A 25,196-nucleotide genomic window follows, 5' to 3' on the forward strand; every position below is an offset into this window, starting at 1 on the left:
GTCGCACTTGCTGAAATCGTGGACGCGCCGGACAGACACTGGCTTTTTCCTGTATAAATCCAGAGCGCAGGACGTTGCACGTTCCCAAAGAGACATTTATTCAGACCTTGCAACTTATCTGTCTCCGCCGCATACAATCGCAGGTTTTCTGCCTGTCATACCCAGTTCGATGCTTAAATTTTATTTTGAATTATATTTGCTAAAATATATAGAGACATGTGTCCGAGTTTATATTATCAGTATATTATGCTGATCACTGATATCTATTAAGTAATTTACATGTATATTGATACCTATATCGTTGTATTTAGAAAATATTTCTCTAATTTTATATTAAAATATAAATTTTAGCTACTTTTAATGATAATATTATTGTGATTTATTACTGATTACGACGATATCCCCGCTCGGTTATGTTCGTCAAGAAAATTTTATTTGACAAAATATGGAATATGGGCTATCTTTGTGTTAGGACATTTGTCCCATAATATAACACTGAGGGGGCGGTTGACATGAGAATTGTTCGAAACAACCGGATGTGTTATGGCTGCAGAGCTTGCCAGCTTATATGTAGTTTTCATCACGTGGGTAAATTTCAGCCGAGCAAAAGTAGTATTAGGGTTTATCGAGATTATATTGATGGTAATATCACGTGGTCTATTGATTCCACCTGTGATGGTTGTAAAAACGAAAAGGAGCCGCTTTGTGTGAAATATTGTGTTTATAAGGCCATAGAGCTTCCAGAAGATTATACCCACTCTGTTCAGGAGGCTACAAAATGAGGCAGGCACATCTTGCGTGTAACAACTGTCTTGCAGGTAAAATATTAAGGGTAAATCTGTCTACTAAAAAAATATGGACTGAGCCGACGGAACCTTATGCAATGCTTGCGCTTGGTGGCCGTGGAATCAATAGCCTAATTATGTTGCGAGATATCCCAGTAGGCACAAAATGGTATGACCGTGAAAACCTTCTTTGCTTTGGTGTAGGCAGTCTTGTTGGGACGATGGTTCCCGGTGCTGCGCGGGTTGATGTTTCCTCAATAAATGTATTCAGTGGCGGGAAAGGGTCTGCAAACGTCGGTGGTTTTTGGGGAGCAGAACTCAAGTTTGCTGGATTCGATAATATCATTGTGTCTGGAATCTCCGACAAGCCTGTTTATCTCTGGGTGCATGACGGAGAGGCTGAACTAATGGATGCATCTTTTGTATGGGGAAAGAGCATTAACGAATCGGAAAGAGTCATTCGTGCAGCACATGGGAACGATCCTTGCATAGAGATTGCTCAAATTGGCCCCAGTGGAGAAAATCAGGTAAGAGGTTCTGCTGTCATAGTAGACACAGCAAAAGCTGCCGGCGGTTCAGGTGTAGGCTGTGTAATGGGGGTCAAAAAACTTAAAGCTATAGTTGTCAGGGGTACTGGGTCTGTTACAGTGTGCAACCCCCACTATTTTATGGCCGAAGTTGAAAAAGCCTTTGAACAGTGTGCAGCAGAGCCAACCGCACCGATTATGAGAAAATCTCTGACTAATTATTATGCAGATCCCAAATTTGAAGGTTGGGATCAGATAATGGTAGTGCGCAACGGCCAAGACGAATGGTGGCCCGACTCAAAGAAATTACAGCTGATGAATCCGGAGACCGGTGCACCCAGCCATAGGGCAGGAATGCGTGCGTGCTTCAACTGTCCGACCGGATGCATGTCATTTATGAAGATGAAGAAAGGACCTCATACCGGCTACACTGGCGAAGGGTTTTGGGTCAATACTCTCATGGGGCATGCGTGCAGAATGGATAACAGTGAACCTGATTCTGTGGTTTACTCATGGCTGAAAAATAATGACCTGGGCATGGATTCAGATTATGCCGCATCTACATGTGCTTGGGTATTTGAGCTTTATGAAAAAGGAATTATCACAAAAGAGGACACGGACGGCTTAGAACTTGAGTTTGGCAATGGCGAAGTTTTCATTGAGCTAATGACGCGCATTGCATACCGGAGGGGCGCTTTCGCAAATATGCTTGCCGATGGAGCGGTACAAGCCGCAGAAAAAATAGGCAGGAATGCAATTTATTATCTTGCCAATATGAAGGGACAGCCATCAATCGAACCATTTCGCGCATGCAGGGGGTGGGGGCTTGCAGTGGCAACTTCCCCAGTCGCAGGGCGACATCTTAGGGGATCTTCTATCGGGACAAACCGTTTTGGGCCTAGGCCCCGTCCCTCGAGTATGCCAGTAAACCCAAAAGTCTTCGAGGATCAGCCTAAAATCTGTTACTGGCAGGGACGTAGCAAGGAATTAGAAGATAGTTTCGGAATCTGTAATTATGCGGGAACGTGGTCAGGTGCAAATTATCAGACTATAGAGAATTTTGCCTCTTACGCAAAAAATGCAATGGGTTTAGATACAACACCGGAAGAGCTAATGGAATATTATGCTCCGATCGGGCGCAACTTGGAGAAAGCTTTTAATACACTCCACACAAAATTGGATCGCAAAGATGATATGCCCCCGTTACGCTTTCAGAGAGAACCTATCAAGTCTGGGCCAAATGCCGGAATGAGGGCTGAACCGGAAGGATACAACAAAATGCTAGACATGTTCTATGAGCTCTGGGGTTGGGATGTTACCACCGGGCTTCAGACCCGATCCACGCTCGAGCGGCTCGGTCTTCGGGAGGTGGCCGAAAAATTAGCCTCAGTCGGTAAGTTAATCGAAAAATGATAAATGCATAGTATAGGGTTGTATATACCGTCTTTTAAGGCTGCGCTAGTAATAATTTAAATCAGCAAAAATATTAACATTTGGAGGGCTTAAAGTGGATATATATGCAATAATTTCTGTGTTTTTCCTCTGCGCATATCTTTTTATCGGCCTATATGCAGGTAGACAGACAAAAAGCGTTGAAGACCACTATGTCATGAGCCGCAGCGCAACTGCGATATTTATCACAGGGACGCTCATTGCGTCAAACCTCAGTAGCGTGACGTTTACCGGCTTTACTGCGACTGTTGCCACGTCAGGTCCGCTGGGGTTGATTAGCCAATTTGGGGCATCCGTAACAGGTAGCCTGTTTCTTGGGCTATTTGCAGGCCGCTATCTTTACAGGATGAGGCTCCTAACAGTACCGGATTATTTTGCAAAACGTTATCCTGGCAAAGGACCCCAGTTAGCTGCGTCAATTATAGTTCTAGTTTCAATGACAGCTTACATGATTACTGTAACGCTTGGTGCAGTAGTCGTCATTAACAACATTTTCGGATGGTCCAACATTATGTCGCTTATTGCAATAATGGTAATAATTACGTTGTTTACGATGGTTGGCGGTATGAGGTCAGTTGTGGTAACTGATACTGTTATGTTTTTAGTGTTTCTCTTGGCTGCACTTGTTATTGGACCTTCCGTGATAATTAAAGCAGGAGGGTTTGCGGCAGCGATTTCAAAGGCAGCGGAATCTTTCCCATATCTTTTTGCGTGGAACGGCAATGCCCCGAAACTCAATGGGTTTATGAGTATACTAGAAATGAATTTGCTCTCTTTCCTCATGGTTCTTGGTGCCCCGCACCTGATTAGCCGTGTAAGCATAGCTAAGAGCGAGCGTGAGCTTGGAAAATCGATGATTTATCTCTCCGTTCTGTTGCCATTGCTTATTATCTCGCTTCTGTATCCATTCAGTTTCTTCCCACTTCTCAATACCGGAGTGAAACCGGTTGCGTCTTATGTTTGGGTTTGCAAGAATCTGGTTCCGAGCCTTATCGGTAGTATCGGTCTGGCCGGTGTCGTTGCAGCTGCAATCTCGACCGCCACATCGCTTTTTCAACAGGCGTCAGCTACGCTTAGTTCGTGCATCATCAAAGATTTTCTCTTTCCTAACATGAACGAAAAGCAGCTCCTGTTTGTGTCCAGACTTTCGGTTGTGGTAATCGGTGTCATAGTATTTTTTGGTTCACTTAACCCGTCGATAAGCGGAGCAACGATAATGTACTCGTTCCTCTTTGCAACAGCCGCTTTTGGAGCGTGGATCCCTGCAATTTATCTGGGGTTATTGTGGAAAAAAGCGACGACCACCGGAGCCACGTGGTCAATGTTATTGACAATGCCGCTGATTATAGTAGTGGCTCTTGCAAGGCAGAAAGGAATAATACCAATTTGGGTGCCTACTAATCTCGTCGGGCTTGTTTTTTCTATGACCACTATGGTTATTATATCACTTTCTACAAAGCAAGAAGACGCCGAATCAATCTATAACGAAATACACAATAAAGTAGAAATAGCATAATAAAATCTTAAAGGCGGTGTTTGATATGACCAAAATCAATGCGAATAAAAAAATTGGGCTCTACTGTATGGCTGCCTCTATATTAGTCGAGATGTTTGTTGTTATGAAAATAGTAATAAATATTCCTGTTAAGTTGGATACGCTATTGCTTTTAAGCTGGCCGATCTTGCCTGGCGTAGCAGGAGGGTATCTGTTTTATTTAATGGATAGAGATAATAAGTGGTAGTTGTAGCTAAAAAGATTAAATTCTTAATTTGCTAAGCGCTGTTGAGGTGAATTTACGTGAGACAATTCCAGATAGTAGGCAGACGACAGGAAAAACAGGAAGCCGCGCTCAAAGCTATGGGCAAGCTCAAGTATACGGGCGACCTTTATGTGCCGGATATGCTTCACTGCAAGATACTCCGCAGCCCCTACGCAAATGCCATCGTCAAGAACGTCGACAAAGACGAAGCCTTGAAGATTCCCGGAGTAGTCGACATCATAACCTACGATGACGTGCCGAAGATACTGAGCATGCATCAGTATCTCCATGTCCCGGAGATCATGTATAAGGATAGTTATCTGCTGGAGCGTCACGTGCGCCACGTCGGGGACCGTGTGGCGGCTGTGGCGGCGGAGACGGTCGAGGCGGCGGAAGCGGCCCTCGAAAAGATAAAGGTTGAATACGAGGTGCTGCCGTCAGCTCTGGATTTTGAATCGACGCTTGCGCCGGAGGCGCCCGTGATACACGAAGAGGCGCTCAAGGGCGACAATCCGGTCAATATAAGAGGCAATGTCTTCGACACGGTCGACATCACTATCGGAGACGTGGAAAAGGCCTTTGACGAGGCGGATTTAGTATTGACGAAGCATTTCCGTACTTCGAAGCCGAACCCCGCTCCGCTTGAGAGGACAGCCGTACTCTGCGTGCCTGACGGTAATGGACATGTGGATATTTGGGCCACATCCCAAGGAATACACGCAATGAGGATGAACATCGCCTGCTCGCTCGGACTGCCCATTTCGAGACTGACCTGTCATAGAGTCTTCCTCGGGGGCGCCTTCGGGGCTCATATCCAGACGGGCTTCATCGAAAATATCTGCACGCTCCTCGCACTGAGGACTGGGCGCCCGATAAAGGGAGAGAAAACACGCGAAGAGATGTTCCTTTCGTGCGGCAGACATCCAATGCTGCTGAAATTGAAAGTCGGATTCAAAAAGAACGGCAAGATAACGGCGTTGCACGCCGACGTAACCGACGACACGGGCGCTTACGCGTTCAGCGGCTCCTCGAAGATGATGCTGGCGGCCGGATTTACCCTTTCGATGTATAAATGCCCTAACCTGCGCATGTCGGGACGTGCGGTCTATACGAACACGCCTCCGCTCACCGCTATGCGCGGCGCGGGAAACCCACAGGCGACGTGGGCCGTAGAGTCGGTGATGGATGAGGCGGCAGAAACTCTGAACATCGACCCGATCGAACTTAGAAAGATGAACATGCTGTCAGTCGGAGATACCTTCTACGGGCAAGGCCCGGCGGTCATAAGCACGATACGTTCGAACGGAACGCTGGCGCTGCTCGACAAATGTGCGGCAGCCGTCGGTTGGGAGAAACGCGGGCACGGCAGGGGAACTACCCCCTACCCCGACAAGCCGTGGATCAGGCGCGGCATCGGCCTTGCGAGAGGCTTCCATACGTCGGGCTGCGGATCCGAGAAACCGAACAAATTCATCATCGACGTCAGCGGGGCGATCGTAAAAATGAACGAGGACGGCACGGCGACGATCCTAAATTCGGCGGCGGACTGCGGCGGCGGGAACATGAGCGTTTACTGCTCGCTCGTAGCCGAGATCGTTGGGCTGCGCTATGAGGATGTCCACATCAAGACGGGCGACACGGACTGTACGATATTCGACGGGGCGACACACGCGAGCCGCGGCGTCTACGGCGCGGGTCAACCTATCGTAAAATGCGCCGAAGATGTACGTCGCCAGATAATCGAGTGGGGTGCAAGGATATTTGGCTGTGGCGTTGAGGACATAGACATCAAGGACAGCAGGATGTTCCTCGTCGCCGACCCTAAGATCGGCAAACCGGTCGGCGACATAATCCTCAAGGGAATTTCGAGCGGCTGGGGAAACGTCTGTTCCAACCATACGGTAAGGCCAAAGGCTTGCCCGCCTCATTTCACGGTAATATTCGCCGTGGTCGATGTTAACACCCACACTGGAAAGGTCGACATAGTAAGGGTCGTCGCCGGGGCCGACGCCGGAACTATACTCAACCGCAACAATGTCGAGGGGCAAATCGTCGGAGGCGTGCACATGGGCGCCGGCTACGCGCTGATGGAGGACACGATTTTCAGTAAAGAAGGGCGTCCACTCAACGCACAGTTCGGCGACTACAAGATCCTCACTTCTCTTGACATGCCTCCGGTAGAAATCATAACCGAAGAGACATGGGAGCCGACAGGGCCGCTCGGAGCAAAGGGCATAGGCGAAGGAGTCACAAACCCTGTAGCACCGGCGATCGCAAATGCTATTCACGACGCGTGTGGGATAAGGATACCGGACCTTCCGTGCACACCGGAAAAAATTCTAGACGCGCTTGGCGCAAAGGAGGCTTAAACCATGCGTGAATTCAACTACTACGAGCCAAAGGCAATATCGGAAGCGTGCGGCCTTCTCAGGGCCGAGGGCGCTAAAGTGATAGCCGGAGGGACCGACCTCATCGTTCAGATCAAGCGCGGCGTGTTGAAACCGGCTTCTGTCATAAACATCAAGAGTGTAGAAGAGTTAAGCGGCATAACGGCCTCCGACGAGGGGCTCACGATAGGAGCTCTGACTAAGATATCAAAAATCGCAGCGTCATCTGATATTCTGGGGCACAACCGCGCAATCTGCGTCGGAGCGGATAATATCGGGACACCGCAGGTGCGCAGTCTCGCAACGATCGGAGGCAATATCTGCAACTCTTCTCCGTGCGCCGACACCGTTCCGGGGCTGCTGGTTGCGGACGCCGTGGCCATTATAGCCGACGGCACGGGTGAACGCAGAATGCCGCTCGCCGATTTCTTCAGAGGGCCTGGCAAAAACGCACTCGATAAAGAGAAGGGGGAGCTTCTAAAAGCTATCTTCCTGCCGAAACTGCCGGAAAATACGACACAGGGTTTCTATAAGGCGGGACCAAGGAAAGCCGCCGACATAGCCGTTATCAACATGGCGATATCGCTCTCTTTCAAAAACGGCATCTGTACAAGGGCGCGCATCGCGATGGGCTCAGTCGCGCCGGTGCCGAAGAGGGCGTACGACGCGGAAAATGCGATAGAAAGCAGTGGGACGATCAGGGACTTCGATGAGATAGCTGAGTTGATCACGCGTGCGGCGTCTCCGATAGACGATGTGCGCGGCTCGGCGAAATATAGGCTGCATATGCTGCGCGTAGCCGCAGCCGAATTGCTGGAGGAACTCTGCAACAGGGGAGAAGGTAAAAATGATTAAGAAAACTGTGACCCTTACTCTTAACGGAAGCACAATAATGAGAGAAGTACCCGTTAATCGTACTATGCTCGATTTTCTACGCGACGACCTGAAACTGACCGGCACTAAATGCGGCTGCGGGGCAGGTGAATGCGGAAGCTGTACGATTCTCGTGAACGGAGAGCCTGTGAACTCCTGTCTGATGCTCGCAACCGACGCCGACGGCAAGGAGGTCACGACGATAGAGGGGCTTAGCAGGGACGGCGGTCTGCATCCGCTGCAAAAGGCTTTCTTGGCTTACGGCGCGATACAGTGCGGTTACTGCACGCCGGGCATGATACTTTCTTCGAAGGCGCTGCTTGACCGCAATCCACATCCAACAATAGACGAAATCAAAAAAGCTTTATCCGGAAATATCTGCCGCTGCACAGGTTATGATAAGATATTCAAGGCTGTCATGAGCGTGGCGAACGGTGAAATCCTCGACGATCCGGTAGACGGCGTCTGGCTTCAGGATGACCTGCCGCCGCGCAGATGCGAAGAACATAAACAGTAGTCCGCCGCCTTTTCCCCGTCCCCTGCGGGAAGCGGACGGACGGGGAGAAGGAACGATGCGGAAGTTTATTGACTCAATCGATACTATTCTGACCATCTTAGAAGCGCTCGAAAGCTCCGAAGGGGCGTGCAGTGTAAGAAGGATAGAAGATCTGACCGGAGTCCCGAAGAGCACCGCCCACAGGATTCTGCAGGAGCTTACTTCCATCGGTTGGACGTATCAGGATGAGGATGACAAAAATTACTATATAGGGCTGAAGTTCCTCTCGCTGGCAAACGAATGGAGGGCAAACCTCGACATAGTCAGGAGAATAGACCCGATGCTCAGGAACGTTTCTAAGCGATGCGGGCAGTCGGCGTTTCTCAATATCATTGATGGGGAAAGGGCCGTCTGCCTGCATAAGGTCGAGTCAGAGAACATCGTCCGCGTCTCGTCGATAATCGGCGAAGGGTACGCGTTCCACGCCGGCGCAAGCGGCAAAACGCTTCTCGCATACGCTCCGCAGCAGCTGGTGGAGAAGGTTCTTTCTCAGAAGCTCGAAGCTTTCACTCCGTTCACCGTAACCGACCCCGAGGTCCTGAAAGAAGAGCTGAAAACAATACGTGAAAAGGGGCGCTGCGAAACGGTTGAGGAAAGGGATCCTGGCGTTGCAGCGATCTCGTTCCATGTTGAGCTGCCCGGCATAAGCACAATAATGGCACTTACCGTGGCGGGAACAAGGTTCGATTACGAAAGAGACAGAGAGATGTGGCTCTCCGCTCTGAACGAAGAAATTGGGAAACCGGTGTCAGGATAAGATAAATCTCTTTCATCTGTATCTTATTCCGGCGCCGCGACCGAAGGAGATATAGATGAACAGTTTAGTTGTCAAAAACGCGCAGATTCTTTCCGAATGTGATTATTTCAAAGGCTGGGTCTATGTGGAAAACGGGAAAATTATAGCTATGGGAAGCGCCTGCGACATCCCCGCAGCTGACGCCGTTATAGACGCGCATGGGCTGGCTCTGCTTCCCGGCGGCGTCGACCCGCACGTGCATATCCGTTTCCCCGGCGGCTCGCACCGCGAGACTTTCGTGACGGGTACTAAGGCCGCTGCAGCCGGCGGCGTCACGACGATAGTCGAGCATCCGATCTCGACGCCGCCGCAGTACAGCCCCGAGACGCTGGCGCCGCGCGTTGAAGCTGTAAAGGAGCAGTCTGTGGTCGACGTAGCGTTCCTAGGGGCGGCCGGCGGCAAAAAGATAAACGAGATACCGCGCATAGCGGAGGCCGGCGTATGGGGCTACAAGACATTCCTGCACGCCGCGCCCGAAGGACGCGAAAAAGAATTCGTCGGGCTTACGAGTGAAACGAATTACGAACTTTACAACGTTATGAGGGCCGTCAGAGAAACGGGGCTGCCGATGGCGGCGCACGGCGAAGACAACGACCTTGTCGCCGGAGGCATAGCGGAGCTCCGCAGAACGGGGCATACGGCCCCGATAGATCACGCAAAATCGCGCACGGCGCTTGCCGAGGCGCTGGCGGTCGACCGCCTTATAAGGATAGCGGAGGAGGTAGGCTGCAAGCTCTACTTAGTGCACATTTCGACGCCTGAAGCGATCGAAGCCGCGAAGGCTGCGCGCGCGAGGGGCATGGACGTCACGATAGAGACATGCCCGCAGTACCTTTATCTGACCGAACGCGCTCTCAACGAATTCGGCGCTTACGCAAAGTGCAACCCCGCGTTGCGCGACGAGGCGCGCGTCGAAAAGATGTGGGACTACATAAAGGACGGAACCGTCGACACCGTAGGCAGCGACCACGCTCCTTACACGGTCGAGGAAAAGGAGCGCAACTCCCAGGACATCTTCGTCGCGCCGGCGGGTTTCCCGGGCCTTGAGACGCGTTTCGGGCTGATGATGAAGGCCGTCGCAGACGGCAAAATCTCTCTCCGACGCGCGGTCGAGCTCATATCGACGAACCCCGCGAAGGCTTACGGCCTCTACCCAGAAAAGGGCGCGATAAGAATCGGCGCGGATGCGGACTTTGTGCTCTGCGACCCCATGGCCGGATTTACCGTTAAAAAAGACGAGATGCAGACGATGGCGAAGAATATCGCTAAGGTTTTCGACGGCTGGAAGCTGAACGGCGTCATCGACAAGGTCATACTTCGCGGGCGCGTGATCTACGAGGACAAAAAGGTCATAGGCGAGTCCGGCTACGGCAGATGCCTGCTTAAAGGAAAACGCCGGTGACTGCGACAATAAATAAAGAGAGATTACTCTCCGACCTCTTCGGACAGGGCAAAATAGGCTGGCACGCCGGCAGAGGTATGCAGCGCGCCGCCTACAGCGAGGCTTACGCCGAAGCGCGCGAATGGTTCGAAGGTAAAATGAGGGCCGCGGGTCTCAAAACACGCGTCGACGGCGTCGGGAACCTATTCGGGCGATTAGAGGGCAGAAGCCGCCGCACTATTATGATGGGATCGCATCTCGACTCCGTGGACAACGGCGGGATTTACGACGGTCCGCTCGGAGTGGCTGCGGCGCTTGAAGTCATAAGGTCAATCGAGGAAAGCGGCGCTGCGCCTGAGCACAGCCTTGAGGTCGGCGCGTTCATCGGCGAGGAGGGGGAGCCGCTCGGCGGCACCTTTGGGAGCCGCGCGTTCGCGGGATTGCTGCCCTCCGGCTACAGGCGCGAGACGCTCGACGGCTTCGGCGTCAGCGAAGAGGCGGTCACGGCAAGCAAAGGGAATCTCGCAAATTACGCAGCGTTTTTCGAGCTTCACATAGAGCAGGGCCCCTTCCTCGAACGCAGAGGGCTCCAAATCGGCGTACCCTTCGGCATAGTGGGCGTCACGAGGCTCAATATCACCGTGAAGGGCGAGGCAAATCACGCCGGGACGACTCCGATGGCGGAAAGAAAGGACGCGATGCGCGCCGCCGCCGGTTTCATCCACAGCTGGTTCGAATGGATGGACGGACAGAAAAACATGGTCTGCAACGTCGGCGTTCTTGAAGCGCTTCCCGGGCATGTCAGCGTCGTCCCCGGCGAGGTACGTTTCGTGCTTGAACTCCGCTCGGTCGACGACTCGCTCGTAAAGGCTGCCGGCGTTAAGGCGCTGGAAATGTCGAAGATGCTTTCGCCTTGCAGCGCGCTGGTGGAGACGCTTGGAGCGAAGCCTGCGGTTATGCTTGACGAGAGGCTCGTCAAAATGATAAAGGAGAGCGCCGATAAAGCCGGATTTTCCGCGGCGTTGATGCCGAGCGGCGCGTCCCACGACGCTTCGCCGATAGCGCACGTCATCCCGACTGGGATGATATTCGTCCCGAGCCATAACGGCGTCAGCCATTCGAAAGACGAGTTCACGAGCGAGGAGGACGTTCTCCGCGGCGTCGAGCTTTTGAAGTATGTCGTATGCGAGGCCGACCGCCGGCTCGGGTAGGCATAAAACGGGATTTTGTTACAAAAATGCATGCGGCTCAGTTTGTTTTTCTGAGATTAAGGAAATTTAGCGCAATTAAATTAGGTGTATAGGCAGAACGACCTGGAAAAACAAAAATTTGTATTGACGCAAAATAACGCAAAAGGCAAAAATAATAGTTGACATTTTAGCGCACAGATTTTATTATGTCCGGTAATATGCGGGAGGGGCGGACTTTGTCCTTCCCAGTCCGGCATCGGAAGGAAGTGCTGTTTATGCGGAGAAACGATTTCATATCAAATGCAGCGAAGATAGTCGTCGTAGTACGCATTATTAGCAGCGGGCTCCCCGAGGTGGCCGGCGCCTAATAGCCGCGTTACTTTCGGACCGGAGCCCGCAGCGGTTCCGGTCTTTTTTTATGCGTGAGATTTTTGGAAAGGGCGTTATAAAATTGAAGAGTACATTCAGCATAGTTTCAGAAGACAGTCCTGGCGTGCTTATGCGAATCTCGAGCCTCATCTACAGGCGTGGCTACAATATAGAAAGCCTAAGCGTAGGGCGCACAGACGTGCCGGGGCTTTCCCGTTTCACGATAATAATCGAAGGAGAAGAAGGCGTTTACGAGCAGATACGCAAGCAGCTTTCAAAGCTGATAGAGGTCATCGAGGTGCGCAACCTCACGGCCGAGGGGCCTTTCGTCGAGCGCTGGCTCTCTTTAGTAAAGGTCATGGCCCCGGTAGAGCGCAGGCCGCATATCCTCCAGACCGCCGAGATTTTCCGCTGCCGCGTCGTCGACCTCGGCTCCGACGCTATAACGCTCGAAGTAACGGGAGACCGCGGCAAGGTCGAAGCCTGCATGGCGGCGCTCAAACCCTACGGAATACTCGAAACTGCCGGCTCGGGGCAAGTCGCCCTTTCGCGGACCGGCTTCGAAGGTTAGAGGTAAAAAGCTGAAACTATCAAGCGCGGCGCGCTCATGCGCTTATAGCGAATATAAAAAACCAATTTCTAAGGAGTGTTTTAATTATGGCAAAGATTTATTACGACCGCGACGCTGATTTAGATTTCCTGAAGGGAAAGACGGTCGCGGTAATAGGATACGGCAGCCAGGGACACGCGCACGCGCAGAACCTCCGCGACAGCGGGGTGAAGGCCGTAGTGGCCCTTCACGGGGGAAGCAAGTCGCAAGCCAGGGCTCAGGCCGACGGCTTTGAGGTCTACACAGTCGCCGAGGCGTCGAAGATAGCCGATTTCATCATGTTCCTGACGCCCGACCATTTACAGGCCGATATATATAAGACGCAGGTGTTGCCGAACATGAAGCCCGATGCGGGGCTCCTCTTCGCGCACGGATTTGCGGTACATTTCGGGCAGATCGTGCCGCCGGCGTCGCACGACGTCCTCATGATCGCGCCGAAGGGCCCCGGGCACATGGTGCGAGCCATGTACAAGGAGGGCAAGGGCGTCCCCTGCCTCATCGCGGTCTTCCAGGACGCCAGCGGCAAGGGCAAGGAATACGCGCTCGCCTACGCCTCCGCCATCGGCGGGGGGCGCGCCGGCATCATCGAAACGACCTTCCGCGAAGAGACCGAAACCGACCTCTTCGGCGAACAGGCCGTCTTATGCGGCGGCGTGTGCGAGCTTATGCAGCAGGGCTTCAAGACGCTGGTCGACGCCGGCTACCAGCCCGAGATGGCCTACTTCGAATGCATCAACGAAATGAAGCTCATCGTCGACATGATCTTCGAGGGCGGCATGAGCTGGATGCGCTACAGCATCAGCGACACCGCGAAGTACGGAGACATGACCGCCGGGCCGCGCGTCGTCGGCGAAGAGTCGCGCAAAGCCATGAAGCAGCTCCTCAAAGAGATACAGGACGGCACCTTCGCGCGCGACTGGATACTCGAGAACCAGACCGGACGCCCGCGCATGAAGAAGTGGGCGAAGGCCGCGCAGGAAGCCCCGCACGAAGCGGTGGGCAGGGAGCTCCGCAAGATGATGCCGTGGATGGAGCAGAAGGAAGTACCCAAGTTCTAAGCCGTCTTCCGCGGGATAAAAAGTTGAATTCCATGCCGCGCCGCGCGCCAAGCAGCGCGCCGCACGGCGATAAGACGGGCAAAAAAGGAGCATTCAAATGGCGAAAATGAACGGGGCTCAGATGGTCGTCAAGGCCCTGGAGGACGAAGGGGTCAGCACGATCTTCGGTCTGCCGGGCGGAACGGTCATCCATCTATACGACGCTCTTTACGATTCGAAAATGAAACATATACTGATGCGTCACGAACAGGCCGCCTCGCACGCCGCGGACGGATACGCGCGCGCCGGCGGGAAAACGGGCGTATGCATCGCGACGTCGGGCCCCGGCGCCACAAACCTTGTGACCGGCATCGCGACGGCAAACTTAGACTCGTCGCCGATGGTGGCGATAACCGGTCAGGTAGCGACTACCCTTATAGGCACAGACGCCTTTCAGGAGGCCGATATAGTCGGCGCGAGCCTGCCACTCGTAAAGCACAGCTTCCAGGTACACACGCCGGAGCAGGTGCAGCAGACGATCCACAAAGCCTTTTATATCGCCTCGACGGGGCGTCCCGGGCCCGTCCTCGTCGACGTTCCGGCGGACGTGCAGAAGGGGATTGGCGATTACTCCTTTTCTCCGCAGCTCGACTTCATGGGCTATCATCCCGAAAACATCTACAACATATCTCAGCTCGGCGACGCCGTCTCTCTCATCGAGCGCGCCGAGAAGCCCGTGATATTTGCGGGCGGCGGCGTGATACGCTCCGGCGCTTCTGAGAAACTTGCCGAGTTCGCGCTCAAATATCAGATCCCGGTGACGACGTCGCTCTTAGGCAAGGGCGCATTCCCCGAATCGCACGGAAGCGGCCTCGCGCTCGGCATGGCGGGGATGCACGGGCACCCCGTCGCAAACAGGGCGCTGATGAACGCCGACGTCATAATCGCGATAGGCACGCGCTTCAGCGACCGGACGACCGGCAAGCGCGAATTCTTTGCCAAAAATGCGAAAATAATCCACATAGACATGGACGAGGCAGAGATAGACAAGGCGATAGAGAGCGACGTTTGGCTCCTCGGCGACGCCTGCCGCGTCCTCGACGCGCTCGCTTCGTCGATAAACGGAAAAACAGCGGATCACGAAGAGTGGAACAAGGCCCTTGCGGAGATCCGCGTAAAGGAGCCGATGCCGCGCAGCGAATACGGCGGCGAAATAGCGCCGTGGCAGGTGCTCGAAACGCTGCGCGAAATAACCGGAGGCAAAGCCGTCGTCACGACGGAAGTCGGCCAGAATCAGATGTGGGCGGCTCAGCACTTCCGTGTAGAGGCGCCGCGGCGCTTCCTCAGCTCAGGCGGGCTCGGCACGATGGGCTTCGGCTTCCCCGCCGCTATCGGCGCCGCCTTCGCCTGCGCCGATCAGCCGGTCTGCTGCATTGCCGGAGACGGCAGCCTTATGATGAACATTCAGGAGCTTGACACCTGTGCGCGCTACAACGTGCCGGTGAAGGTCATCCTCCTCAACAACGCCTGTCTCGGCAACGTGCGCCAGTGGCAGCAGTTCTTCTACAACCACAGGTATTCGAACACCATATACAGCCGTTCGCCCGACTTCGTGAGGCTCGCGGAGTCGATGGGCGTGCCCGGCTATTCCGCGTCAAGCCACGAAAGCCTGCGCCCGACGCTCGAAAAAGTTTTGGAAGAGCCCGGCCCGGCGCTCGTAGACATAAGAATCCCGCAGGGCGCGCTCGTGGTGCCGATGGTGTATCCCGGCAATTCTCTGGATGAAATGGTAACGGCGTGAGGAGTGAAACTATGAACAGCGACAAAGCGAAAAAAGGATACCTTCGCAGTCCGCACCGCTCTCTTATGAAGGCGGCCGGCTACACCGACTGGGAGATAGAACGCCCGTGGATCGGCATCGCGAACGCCTATAACGCGATAATCCCCGGGCACGTGCACCTGCGCACGATAACCGAGGCGGTCAAGGCCGGCGTATACGCGGCCGGCGGCCTTCCGATAGAATTCCCCGTCATCGGTGTATGCGACGGCATAGCGATGAACCACGAAGGAATGAAATTCTCTCTGCCGAGCCGCGAGCTGATAATGGATTCCGTCGAAATAATGACGCGGGCGCACGCGCTCGACGGGCTCGTACTCGTGCCCAACTGCGACAAGATCGTGCCCGGCATGGCGATGGCCGCCGCGGAGCTCAACCTGCCCGCCGTAGTCGTCTCGGGCGGCCCGATGCTCGCGGGACGGCACAGGGAGCGCACGCTCGACTTGAACAGCGTATTCGAAGGCGTGGGGATGCGCAGCGCCGGAAAAATCGACGACGCAGGGCTTGCCGAAATAGAAGACAACGCCTGCCCGGGCTGCGGCTCCTGCTCCGGAATGTTCACCGCCAACACGATGAACTGCATGATGGAGGCCCTCGGCCTCGCGCTCCCGGGCAACGGCACGATACCGGCGGTGCACGCCGGCAGAGTCCGCCTTGCGAAAGACGCCGGCCGTGCGGTGATGAAACTCGTGGAGAAAAACATCCGCCCGCGCGACATACTGACGGCGGACGCCTTCCGCAACGCCGTCGCAGTCGACTTGGCGCTCGGCGGCTCGACCAACACCTCGCTGCACCTCCCAGCTATAGCCTGGGCGGCTGGGCTCGAACTGGCGCTCGACGTATTCAACGAGATGGGCGCCTACATACCGCACCTCTGCTCGATGAGCCCGGGCGGCGCGCACCACATCGAGGACCTGTGGCGCGCAGGCGGCGTCCAGGCCCTGATGGCACAGCTTCTCAAAGCCGGAATGATAAAGGGCGAAACTATCACCGCGACGGGCCGAACGACCGCGGAAAATCTCGCCGGCGCGGAAGCCGCCGACGCGGAAGTGATACGTCCGATGGACAGCCCCTACCACAAAGAGGGCGGCCTCGCCTTCGTCAAGGGCACGCTCGCGCCGCTCGGCGGCGTCGTCAAGCAGTCCGCCGTAGCGCCGGAGATGCTCGTCCACAAGGGGCCGGCGCGCGTCTTCGACGGCGAAGAGGCCGCAAGCGCCGCGATCATGGCCAACAAAATAAACGATGGCGACGTCGTCGTGATACGCTACGAGGGGCCGAAGGGCGGCCCGGGGATGCGCGAGATGCTCACGCCTACTTCCGCGATAATGGGGCAGGGCAAAGGCGGAACTGTGGCGCTCGTTACCGACGGGAGATTCTCCGGCGCGACGCGCGGCGCGGCCATCGGGCACGTATCGCCCGAAGCCGCGGTAGGCGGCCCGATAGGGCTCGTCGAAGAGGGAGACGTCGTTTCGATAAACATACCCGAAAGGCGCCTCGACCTGCTCGTCTCGGAAGAAGAGCTCGCGGCGCGCCGCAAAAAATTCAAGCCGGCCGAACAGCCGACCGACAGCCCTTTCTTGAGCCGCTACAGGGCCTTCGCGACCTCCGGCGTAGAGGGCGGCGTGCTGAAAAAACAATAAACCCGAACGGCGGAAACGAGTCCTTTAACACAAGCGGAGGCATCCGATCTGGGTGCCCCCGCTTTTGTGGGACATGGCGCCATTTAAACTCCACAGCTTGGGAAAGAACGATCGTTACTTCCGCCCTGGCTGCTACAGGCCGTCCATACGCGCCGGCGGATAAAGCTGCGCGTTGAAGATCGGCTTGTCTATTACGATCGATGAAAAGGTCCGCCCGTGCTTTCCCAGCATCACGAGGAAATCGTTCATGCCCTCCATGGCGGGAAAGACTGTTTCCATTATAAAATCGCTCTCGCCCGTTGTGACCCATAGCTGCCTGACATAAGCGTTTGACTTGAGCTTCTCTAAAAGTATTTCCTCGTCGTTCAGAGAATAAAATTTAATCTTTATTATCGCCTGTATCGTGTATCCTATCTTTAGAGCGTCTAAGACGACCTGATAATTTTGTATGATTCCCTCTTCTTCCATGCGCCTGATTCTTTCTAAAACGGAGGAGCAGGATAAGTTCACCCTTCTGCCGATTTCCCGGTAGGGGATTCTGGGATTTTGCTGCAGTTCGCTTAAAATTTTCCACCCAGTGTCGTCCAGATTGATAACTCTGTTGCGTCCCAAGACCTCACCTCATCGTAGTTTTGCTTTTCATATCTTCGGCTATATTCTGCGTCGTCTGATGTATGCAAAGACATTATATCGTATTATCGAGAGCCGCAAAAATTTGGATGCCTTATACAGAACAATGTTCTGTATATAAAACTATAACAGGCAATATATTTTTTTTAATGCCACTCTTAAGGTTTAAACAAGGTGTAAATTATTTCTGTCAAATTATATAATTCATACTGCAAGGTAAATAAATTTCATTTTTTCTCCATCACCAAAATATCTATTATTTCAACGGAGGTGCGTGTCATTGAGTTCCAACATTGAAAAAGCCGATCCCCGGGGAAGAGAGCCCAGTCTCTGCGAATCGGTTGCGGTAATAGCCGCCGTTGCGGCTATTGTGATGTTTTGCGTCGTGAAATTGGAGTTGGATGCCCATATCCCCCTGTTCATATGCATTCTTTTGGTGATCCTCTTAGGATTGCGCCTGGGGAATAAATGGCAGGTACTGGAAGACGGATACGTCTCCGCGGTAAACGCGGCCACCTCGGCATTTTTTATCCTCATGATGGTCGGTATCATGATAGGCGTCTGGATGACTTCCGGCGTAATCTCTACAATGATCGACTACGGGCTTGCCATTTTGACTCCTAAAACATTTTTGATAATCTCTCTGCTGATCTGCAGCATAGTCTCGCTGGCGACGGGCTCCTCCTGGGGCACCGCGGCCAGCATCGGCGTAGCTTTAATGGGAGTGGGGGCCGGCTTAGGGATATCTCCCGGCATGACGGCCGGCGCGATAGTCTCCGGCTCATACTTCGGAGATAAAATGAGCCCCCTTTCGGATACGACCAACCTGGCTCCCGCCGTCTCCGGCGCCAAATTATACGATCATATCAAGTCGATGTTCTATACGACGGGCACCAGCTACGTCATAGCGTTGATACTCTTCACCGTTATCACCTTCTCCATCAACGTTTCTGGTGATTACGACCCGGCGAGGATCGTTGAGATAAGGAAGGCGCTGGCCTCCATCCAGGACATCAACCCCTTGCTGCTGCTGCCGCCGATCGTGGTAATCGCCTCTACCCTCGTAAAGGTTCCCGCCATTCCTGGGATGATGCTGGGGATCGTCTCCGGCGCGCTGTGCGGGATGTTTATTCAGGGAGAAAGCTTTGCCGGCATCATAGAGGCGGCTCAGTACGGGTACACCGGAAGCGTATCGGCTGACGTTTTCGGCAAAGAGATCGCGGAGATGGTCAACGGCCTGCTGACGCGGGGCGGACTGCAGGGAATGATGTGGACGATTTCGCTGAGCTGGATAGCCATAGGCTTCGGGGGGATCCTTGAGGCAGTGGGCTACCTGAACGTCATTCTGAACGCCTCCGTCAGGGTACTTTCGAAGCCCGGCAATCTCATTGCGGCGACGGTGCTGTCGTGCATCGGTGTAAACCTCTTCGTAGGAGATCAGTATATAGCCATCGTGCTGCCCGGCCGCCTCATGAAGCCGGCGTATGAGAGGGCCGGCATGGCTCCCTATATGCTTTCAAGGACGCTTGAAGACGCCGGTACGCTCTCATCTTCGCTCATACCCTGGACGACCTGCGGAGCTTACATGTCGGGTACCCTGGGGGTGGCCACGCTGTCATACGCCCCATATGCGATCTTGAACTGGGTAAATCCGCTGGTAGCGATAGTATTCGGATATCTGGGACTCTTCGTATTCTATTCCAAGAAGGAAAGTTAAAAACGATTTTTCAATAACAACAAAATAAGGAGGAAATACACGATGAAGAAAAAGGTTACCGTGCTCGGCAACGGCCTCGTGGGTTCCGTAATGGCGCTGGACCTTGCCGCGGACGAAGGATATGAGGTCACGGTCTGCGATGCCAGAAAGGACAAGCTTGAGGAGACGGTTTTAAAGTCGAAGGGGAAAATCAAGGGAAGAAGCGACGTAGACTTCGCCTCGCCGGCCTCCATAAGCGCGGCCGTAAAGGGGCAGGACCTCGTGATCGGGGCTGTTCCCGGATCCCTCGGCTACCAGATGCTGGGCGCCGTGATCAGGGCGGGCGTCAACATGTCGGACATCTCCTTCATGGGGGAGGACTACCGCGACTGGGACGCGGAAGCAAAAAAATATGGGGTCACCACCTTCGAAGACGTCGGCGTGGCGCCCGGCTCCTCCAGCGTCCTGATAGGATACGCCTGTAGCCGGCTGGACGAAGTGGAGGATGTGACATACTATGTCACCGGCCTGCCGACCTCTCCGCAGGAGCCTTATAACTACAAACTCGTCTTCTCGCCCGACGACCTTGTGGAGGAGTATGTCAGGCCGGCGCGGACGAAGAAAGACGGAAAAATAGTCAGCGTTCCGGCGCTTTCCGGCTGTAAGATCGTAGACTTCAAAATTCCCGGGCTGAAACTCCCGAAAATGGAAGGCTTCTTTACGGACGGCTCGCGGACGCTCCTCGACACTATCCCCAGCCCCAACGTTACGGAGTACACCCTGAGATATCCGGGGACTGCGGCGAGGATGGAGTTCCTCCGCGAAATAGGCCTCTTCAGCTTAGAGCCCGTAAAGATAAACGGGGCGAACATCCGTCCGAGAGACGTATTCGCCAAGCTCGCTTATCCGAAGATGGAGCTGGGAAAAGAAGAGAACGAGTTTACCTTCTACTATGTCGAAGTGACCGGCAAAAAAGACGGTAAACGCCTGCAATATCAGTTCAGCCTGTACGACGAGAAAGACAAGGAGACGCTCTATCCGTCGATGTCGAGGACTACCGGCTTCCCCTGCGTCATCGTAGGGAAGCTGATCGCCGAAGGCGTACTCAACAATCCCGGCGTCAACCCGCCGGAGGAGGTCGGGAAAAACGCCAAAGCAGTCGAGATATTCATAGACGAGCTTAAAAAGAGAAACGTTAAAATCCATCAGAACGTTGTAGAATTGTAACTCGGCGAAAAGCGCTTCGAAAGGAGGACATTTTCATGAAATCTGTACAAATCGGCGGAGGCCTGGTAGGAAATATCATCGCGGAAGACATGAGCAGAGACTTTGACGTCACCGTCGTTGATTTAGACGAAAAAACGTTGGAGAAAATAAAGGCGAAGAACGGCGCGGTGAAGACGGCCGTCTGCTCTTGCACCGACGCCGAAAAGCTCGCCGGCATTCTCAAAGAAGCGGACATCGTCACCGCCGGCGTCCCCGGACGTTTGGGACGCCAGATGATGGAAGCCGTTATAAAGGCGGGAAAGAGTCTCTGCGACATCTCCTTCATGCCAGAGGACTTTGAAGAGCTCGACGGACTGGCCAAAAAGCATAATGTGACGGTAGTGCCCGACATCGGCGTCGCACCAGGCATGTCCAATTTCCTCGTAGGCCGCGGCGCCGCGCTGCTCGACGAAGTAGAGAAGGCGGTCATATACGTGGGCGGCATTCCTGAAAAGAAAATCCCTCCCTTCAACTACCAGATCACTTGGTCCGCCTCCGACGTGATCGAGGAATATACCAGGCCCGCCCGCTATATCAAGGACTTTGAGCCGGTCGTCATAGAGGCCATGGGGGATTTGAATCTCGAGGAATTCCCCAAGGTCGGGACGCTTGAGACCTTCATCACCGACGGACTGCGCTCTCTCGTGAAAAACGTCAGGGCCAGAAATATGCAGGAGCGCACCATGAGGTGGCCGGGGCATGTGGAACAGATGCGTCTGCTGCGCGCTATGGGGCTCTTTGACGAGGAGAAGAGAGTGCTCGGAGGAAACGCGGTATCTCCGCGGGACGTCGCCTGCGACCTCCTCTTCCCCATGTGGAAGATGGACCCGAAGGCCGGCGACCGCGATCTGACGATCATGCGCGTCGTCGTCGAAGGCTACAAGGGGCGCGACTACGTTAAGTTCACGTGGGATCTATACGACAGATTCGACGAGAAAACGTGGAACAATTCAATGGGGCGCTGCACCGGGCTCACCTGCTCGATATTCGCGCACGCCGTCGCCTCCGGCCTGATAAAGGAAAAGGGCGTGATCGCGCCTGAAAAGCTGGCGGCCTCGGACGAACTCTATGACTTTGTGATCTCCGAACAGAAAAAGCGCGGCATAGATTATATCGAAAGCGTAAGCGCTGTGAAAAACGTGCGGTAGCGCCGCCCGTCCATACGAAAAAACCGCCGCGTGCGGCTCGCGTAGAAAACCCCTAAAGCTGGGCCCGGAGCTGCAAAGGTCCGGGCTCTGCTTTATCAGGAACTTTTTTTGAGGCTGTCGACATTTGCTCAGTGCGACAGCCTTTTTTGCGCGTGATAAATTTAGCCCCCGCCTTTGAGGAAGGCAAAGGGTTGTTTTGTTGTTGAATGACTAGTACCGCCGCGTAGCTTCCGTGAGTTTTTGCTGCACAATTTCATGCTTTTCAAAATTATTTCATATGATATATAATATTGTCCCATAATCGCTCGGCTTATGAAGCCGGTCTGAGAAGAGGAGCAGGAAAATGTTTAAAAAGCCCTTGACAAGAAGACAGGAATGCCCGACGCTCAGTCAGTCAGTCAGTCGTAGCTTGTAAGTCCTCATTGCTAATCGAGCGGCCACCTGTGTGCGCAGTGTACACAGATGGCCGCTTTTTTGTTGGAGCCAATGTGGAGATGCCTCCGTAAGGCCTCGCGCATATTTTTCGCATATGCGACCGTACGGCGGCCGCACGCCTGCTGGCTGCAGAAGGCGCGAAGCGTAAAGCGGCGACATATGAAGAACAAAAGCTTAGGTGAATATACCGACGCCCTACTGGTGTTAAAAAATCTTTGCGCGCACGGGCGTTAAATTGAAGCGGGCGTTTGCCTGCGCTGCAACGAGGGAGCGGCGGCCGATCGCTTCCCTCTGACCAAAGTATTTTAGATAGAAAATTTATGTACGTTAATTTTGTAGGAAGGTGATACCGATGGAGAAACAAACGAAGGTTTATGGATGCCAAGGCCCCGCTCGCCGGGCGCCCGGAGGAGGGGGACGGCTTCTATGTGAAAAGAATTCGCCGGCCGTCCTGAAAAGCTGGGTGCGCCGCGGCCTGTTCGCCGCAGTGCTTTTATGCGCGTTGATCGTCGCGTTGGCGGGGGCTTCTCACGCGGCTAATATTGGAGCCCCTACCTTTATTCAATACGATACGTCATCGTGGACGGCCCCAACCGCATCCGGCGCCTGGTCTTTCGCAATAGGGCGGTACGCGAGAGCCAACGGCGATCATTCATTCGCCATTGGGGCGAACTCCTATATCCAGCGGGGAAACAACAATATCGCCATCGGCTACGGAGCGCGGGTGCTGAGCAGCCAATGGCCCTCCAGCGAGACCGTCGAAGCGATAGCGTTCGGATACCAGGCCCTTGTGGACTACGGCGGCGATATGGCCTTCGGGCGCAACGCCATCTCGAGAGGGCTGAGGGCGGTCGCGATAGGAACCGACGCGACTGCCGCCGGTAGAGAGTCTATGGCGCTCGGATACGGGGCGGCCGCTTCGCAAGATTATTCCACCTCCATAGGCTATCAGGCGACGGCCGCACCGGAGAGATCTACCGCCATAGGATACAGGGCGACGACCACCGCTGAAGGCGGCCTCGCTATCGGCGAGATGTCGCTCGCGAACAGGGAAGGAGGAGTGACCGGCTGGGTTCCTGATAGCTACACCGGCACGCCGTCTGGCCCCGCCTGGACAGCCACGACCGGCGCCGTCTCCGTAGGAAACGACACTGCCGGCTCGATAAGGACCAGGCAGATCACCGGAGTGGCGGCCGGCACGTATGACACCGACGCGGTCAACGTCGCGCAGCTGAAGGCCTTCGGCGGTTCGCAAGCGATGTTCTACAGCGGCGGCAGCAAGAACGGCTCGTACTCTTCCGGTACGCTGGCATCGCAGCAGAAAATGACGGACATCAAGATAGACTTCGGCGAAGGGCTCAGAGCCGAAGAAGTAAGCTACACAAGTGGATCAACGACAGAGAAACGTCTGCTCGTCACAGTAGACACCAGCAGCGACATCTACGCGAACCTCAAAGGCGAAAAGGGTGATAAGGGCGATAAGGGAGACCAAGGTGACCAGGGCCTGAAGGGCGACCAGGGCGAAAAGGGAGACAAAGGCGACAAGGGTGACACCGGAGCTACCGGAGCCCAAGGCGAAAAGGGAGACAAAGGCGACAAGGGTGACACCGGAGCTACCGGAGCCCAGGGCGAAAAGGGAGACAAAGGCGACAAGGGCGACACCGGAGCTACTGGAGCCCAGGGCGAAAAGGGAGACAAAGGCGACACCGGAGCTACTGGAGCCCAGGGCGAAAAGGGAGACAAAGGCGACAAGGGTGACAAAGGTGAAAAGGGAGACCAAGGTGACCAGGGCTTGAAGGGCGACCAGGGTGAACAGGGTCCGCAGGGCGAGACAGGCCCGCAGGGTCCCAAGGGCGAAGCCGGAGCCACAGGCGAACAAGGCCCGCAGGGTGAGCCCGGAGCCCCAGGAGCCGACGGTAAAGACGGCGCCCAAGGCCCGCAGGGTGAAACAGGCCCCGCCGGAACCGACGGCAAAGACGGGGCGCCCGGCAAAGACGGCACCGGCATAACCAAAGCCGAAGTCAACAAAGAGGGCGACCTGATCATCGACTACACAGACGGCAGACATGAAAACGCCGGCCACGTAAGCGGCGAAGGCGGAAGCGGCAGCTGGGACATCTCCGTCAACGGCAAAACCGCCACCGTCGACAAAGACAACAACACAGTGGCGCTGAACGACGGCAAAAACATCGAAATCAAAGAGACGGCTGAAAGGAAATACAGCTTCAACGTCTCCGAGACGCCGGAATTCACCAGAGTAGACGTCAAAGGCGACGAAAACAACATCGGCATCGACAACGGCGGCAACAGAATCATCAACGTTGCGGACGGTGTTGAAAACAGCGACGCGGCAAACATCGGCCAGCTCAGCGCGGTCAGCGCCGACGTGGCGGACAACAGCACTAAAATCACCAACATAGCCGGAGACGTGTCGAACAACAGCACGAGAATCAACAACATCGCGTTAGACGTAACTAAAAACAGCACCAACATCGAAGCGATAAGCAAAGACATGAGCCTCGTCGTCAAATACGACGGAGCCGGCAAAGAGACAATCACCCTCGGCGGAGAAAACGGCACACAAATCAAAAACGTAGCCGCCGGCACAGAAGCGACGGACGCGGCAAACGTCGGCCAGCTCGACCAACTCAAAGCCAAAGGGCAAGACTACGCGGGAGACGCTGGAGATAAAATCCACAGAGACCTCGGCAGCCAGCTCAACATCAAAGGCGGCGCCACCTCCGTATCCGCGGCCGACAACATCGGAGTAATATCCGACGGAAACGACACGCTGAACATCAGACTCGCCAAAGACATCACC

General features: G+C 54.5%; 18 protein-coding genes and 1 pseudogene. 18 read left to right on the forward strand and 1 reads right to left on the reverse strand.

Annotation, left to right across the window (positions count from 1 at the left end):
* Positions 1-778 precede the first annotated feature (778 nt).
* The 13 genes from EH55_RS03445 to ilvD all read left to right on the forward strand — a co-directional run bounded on the left by EH55_RS03445 (position 779) and on the right by ilvD (position 17,200).
* Positions 779-2,725 (forward strand): aldehyde ferredoxin oxidoreductase family protein, encoded by a 1,947-nt coding sequence (locus tag EH55_RS03445; RefSeq protein WP_037974799.1) that lies wholly within the window; start codon positions 779-781, stop codon positions 2,723-2,725.
* Between the two features lie 94 nt (positions 2,726-2,819).
* Entirely contained in the window at positions 2,820-4,280 is a 1,461-nt protein-coding gene (locus tag EH55_RS03450; protein ID WP_037974801.1) for a sodium:solute symporter family protein, read from the forward strand.
* A gap of 25 nt (positions 4,281-4,305) precedes the next feature.
* Entirely contained in the window at positions 4,306-4,506 is a 201-nt protein-coding gene (locus EH55_RS03455; RefSeq protein ID WP_037974803.1) for a hypothetical protein, read from the forward strand.
* Positions 4,507-4,562: 56 nt separating this feature from the next.
* Positions 4,563-6,893, forward strand: a complete 2,331-nt coding sequence (locus EH55_RS03460; RefSeq protein ID WP_051682610.1) for a xanthine dehydrogenase family protein molybdopterin-binding subunit — start codon at positions 4,563-4,565, stop codon at positions 6,891-6,893.
* A gap of 3 nt (positions 6,894-6,896) precedes the next feature.
* Positions 6,897-7,766, forward strand: a complete 870-nt coding sequence (locus EH55_RS03465; RefSeq protein WP_051682611.1) for an FAD binding domain-containing protein — start codon at positions 6,897-6,899, stop codon at positions 7,764-7,766.
* A complete protein-coding gene (locus tag EH55_RS03470) occupies positions 7,759-8,301 on the forward strand; it encodes a (2Fe-2S)-binding protein (protein WP_201769331.1) in 543 nt (180 codons plus the stop codon). Before EH55_RS03465 ends, EH55_RS03470 begins: the two co-directional genes overlap by 8 nt.
* A 55-nt stretch (positions 8,302-8,356) precedes the next feature.
* Positions 8,357-9,097 carry an IclR family transcriptional regulator gene (locus tag EH55_RS03475; RefSeq protein WP_037974805.1) on the forward strand — a complete coding sequence of 247 codons (741 nt, stop codon included), beginning with the start codon at positions 8,357-8,359 and terminating at the stop codon, positions 9,095-9,097.
* Between the two features lie 55 nt (positions 9,098-9,152).
* Positions 9,153-10,538, forward strand: coding sequence for an allantoinase AllB (allB, locus tag EH55_RS03480; protein ID WP_037974807.1), 1,386 nt, complete (start codon positions 9,153-9,155; stop codon positions 10,536-10,538).
* Positions 10,535-11,728, forward strand: coding sequence for a M20 family metallo-hydrolase (locus EH55_RS03485; protein WP_051682612.1), 1,194 nt, complete (start codon positions 10,535-10,537; stop codon positions 11,726-11,728). Before allB ends, EH55_RS03485 begins: the two co-directional genes overlap by 4 nt.
* A 430-nt stretch (positions 11,729-12,158) precedes the next feature.
* Entirely contained in the window at positions 12,159-12,647 is a 489-nt protein-coding gene (gene ilvN, locus EH55_RS03490) for an acetolactate synthase small subunit (protein ID WP_037974830.1), read from the forward strand.
* Between the two features lie 86 nt (positions 12,648-12,733).
* Positions 12,734-13,744 (forward strand): ketol-acid reductoisomerase, encoded by a 1,011-nt coding sequence (gene ilvC, locus EH55_RS03495; RefSeq protein ID WP_037974809.1) that lies wholly within the window; start codon positions 12,734-12,736, stop codon positions 13,742-13,744.
* Positions 13,745-13,841: 97 nt separating this feature from the next.
* Positions 13,842-15,524, forward strand: a complete 1,683-nt coding sequence (gene ilvB, locus EH55_RS03500) for a biosynthetic-type acetolactate synthase large subunit (protein ID WP_037974811.1) — start codon at positions 13,842-13,844, stop codon at positions 15,522-15,524.
* A gap of 11 nt (positions 15,525-15,535) precedes the next feature.
* Positions 15,536-17,200 (forward strand): dihydroxy-acid dehydratase, encoded by a 1,665-nt coding sequence (ilvD, locus tag EH55_RS03505; protein WP_037974812.1) that lies wholly within the window; start codon positions 15,536-15,538, stop codon positions 17,198-17,200.
* 132 nt (positions 17,201-17,332) lie between these two features.
* Here the strand turns inward: ilvD and EH55_RS03510 are convergent, their stop codons facing one another.
* Entirely contained in the window at positions 17,333-17,812 is a 480-nt protein-coding gene (locus EH55_RS03510; protein WP_037974813.1) for an Lrp/AsnC family transcriptional regulator, read from the reverse strand.
* A 292-nt stretch (positions 17,813-18,104) separates the two neighbouring features.
* On the opposite strand from EH55_RS03510, the gene nhaC reads away from it, so the two are divergent.
* From nhaC to EH55_RS14680, 5 genes and pseudogenes are all read left to right on the forward strand, one after another.
* Positions 18,105-19,547 carry a Na+/H+ antiporter NhaC gene (nhaC, locus tag EH55_RS03515; RefSeq protein WP_236617062.1) on the forward strand — a complete coding sequence of 481 codons (1,443 nt, stop codon included), beginning with the start codon at positions 18,105-18,107 and terminating at the stop codon, positions 19,545-19,547.
* A 42-nt stretch (positions 19,548-19,589) separates the two neighbouring features.
* Complete coding sequence (locus EH55_RS03520; RefSeq protein WP_037974814.1) at positions 19,590-20,753, forward strand: saccharopine dehydrogenase family protein; 1,164 nt, start codon at positions 19,590-19,592, stop codon at positions 20,751-20,753.
* Positions 20,754-20,788: 35 nt separating this feature from the next.
* On the forward strand, positions 20,789-21,940 hold the full coding sequence (locus EH55_RS03525; RefSeq protein WP_037974818.1) for a saccharopine dehydrogenase family protein: 1,152 nt from the start codon (positions 20,789-20,791) through the stop codon (positions 21,938-21,940).
* Between the two features lie 787 nt (positions 21,941-22,727).
* Positions 22,728-23,039 (forward strand): annotated as a pseudogene (locus tag EH55_RS14840) (hypothetical protein); the annotation flags it as partial.
* A 60-nt stretch (positions 23,040-23,099) separates the two neighbouring features.
* A partial coding sequence (locus EH55_RS14680) for a hypothetical protein (protein WP_268869996.1) occupies positions 23,100-25,196 on the forward strand: 2,097 nt, incomplete at its 3' end.

This window comes from Synergistes jonesii, assembly GCF_000712295.1.
GTDB classification, from domain to species: Bacteria; Synergistota; Synergistia; order Synergistales; family Synergistaceae; genus Synergistes; species Synergistes jonesii.

What these genes read in the sequence shown, in the direction of transcription:
- EH55_RS03445 (WP_037974799.1), top strand. Translation starts at nt 779, where the DNA reads ATGAGGCAGGCACATCTTGCGTGTAACAACTGTCTTGCAGGTAAAATA.
- EH55_RS03455 (WP_037974803.1), top strand. Translation starts at nt 4,306, where the DNA reads ATGACCAAAATCAATGCGAATAAAAAAATTGGGCTCTACTGTATGGCT.
- EH55_RS03465 (WP_051682611.1), top strand. Translation starts at nt 6,897, where the DNA reads ATGCGTGAATTCAACTACTACGAGCCAAAGGCAATATCGGAAGCGTGC.
- EH55_RS03470 (WP_201769331.1), top strand. Translation starts at nt 7,759, where the DNA reads ATGATTAAGAAAACTGTGACCCTTACTCTTAACGGAAGCACAATAATG.
- EH55_RS03475 (WP_037974805.1), top strand. Translation starts at nt 8,357, where the DNA reads ATGCGGAAGTTTATTGACTCAATCGATACTATTCTGACCATCTTAGAA.
- allB (WP_037974807.1), top strand. Translation starts at nt 9,153, where the DNA reads ATGAACAGTTTAGTTGTCAAAAACGCGCAGATTCTTTCCGAATGTGAT.
- ilvC (WP_037974809.1), top strand. Translation starts at nt 12,734, where the DNA reads ATGGCAAAGATTTATTACGACCGCGACGCTGATTTAGATTTCCTGAAG.
- ilvB (WP_037974811.1), top strand. Translation starts at nt 13,842, where the DNA reads ATGGCGAAAATGAACGGGGCTCAGATGGTCGTCAAGGCCCTGGAGGAC.
- ilvD (WP_037974812.1), top strand. Translation starts at nt 15,536, where the DNA reads ATGAACAGCGACAAAGCGAAAAAAGGATACCTTCGCAGTCCGCACCGC.
- EH55_RS03520 (WP_037974814.1), top strand. Translation starts at nt 19,590, where the DNA reads ATGAAGAAAAAGGTTACCGTGCTCGGCAACGGCCTCGTGGGTTCCGTA.
- EH55_RS03525 (WP_037974818.1), top strand. Translation starts at nt 20,789, where the DNA reads ATGAAATCTGTACAAATCGGCGGAGGCCTGGTAGGAAATATCATCGCG.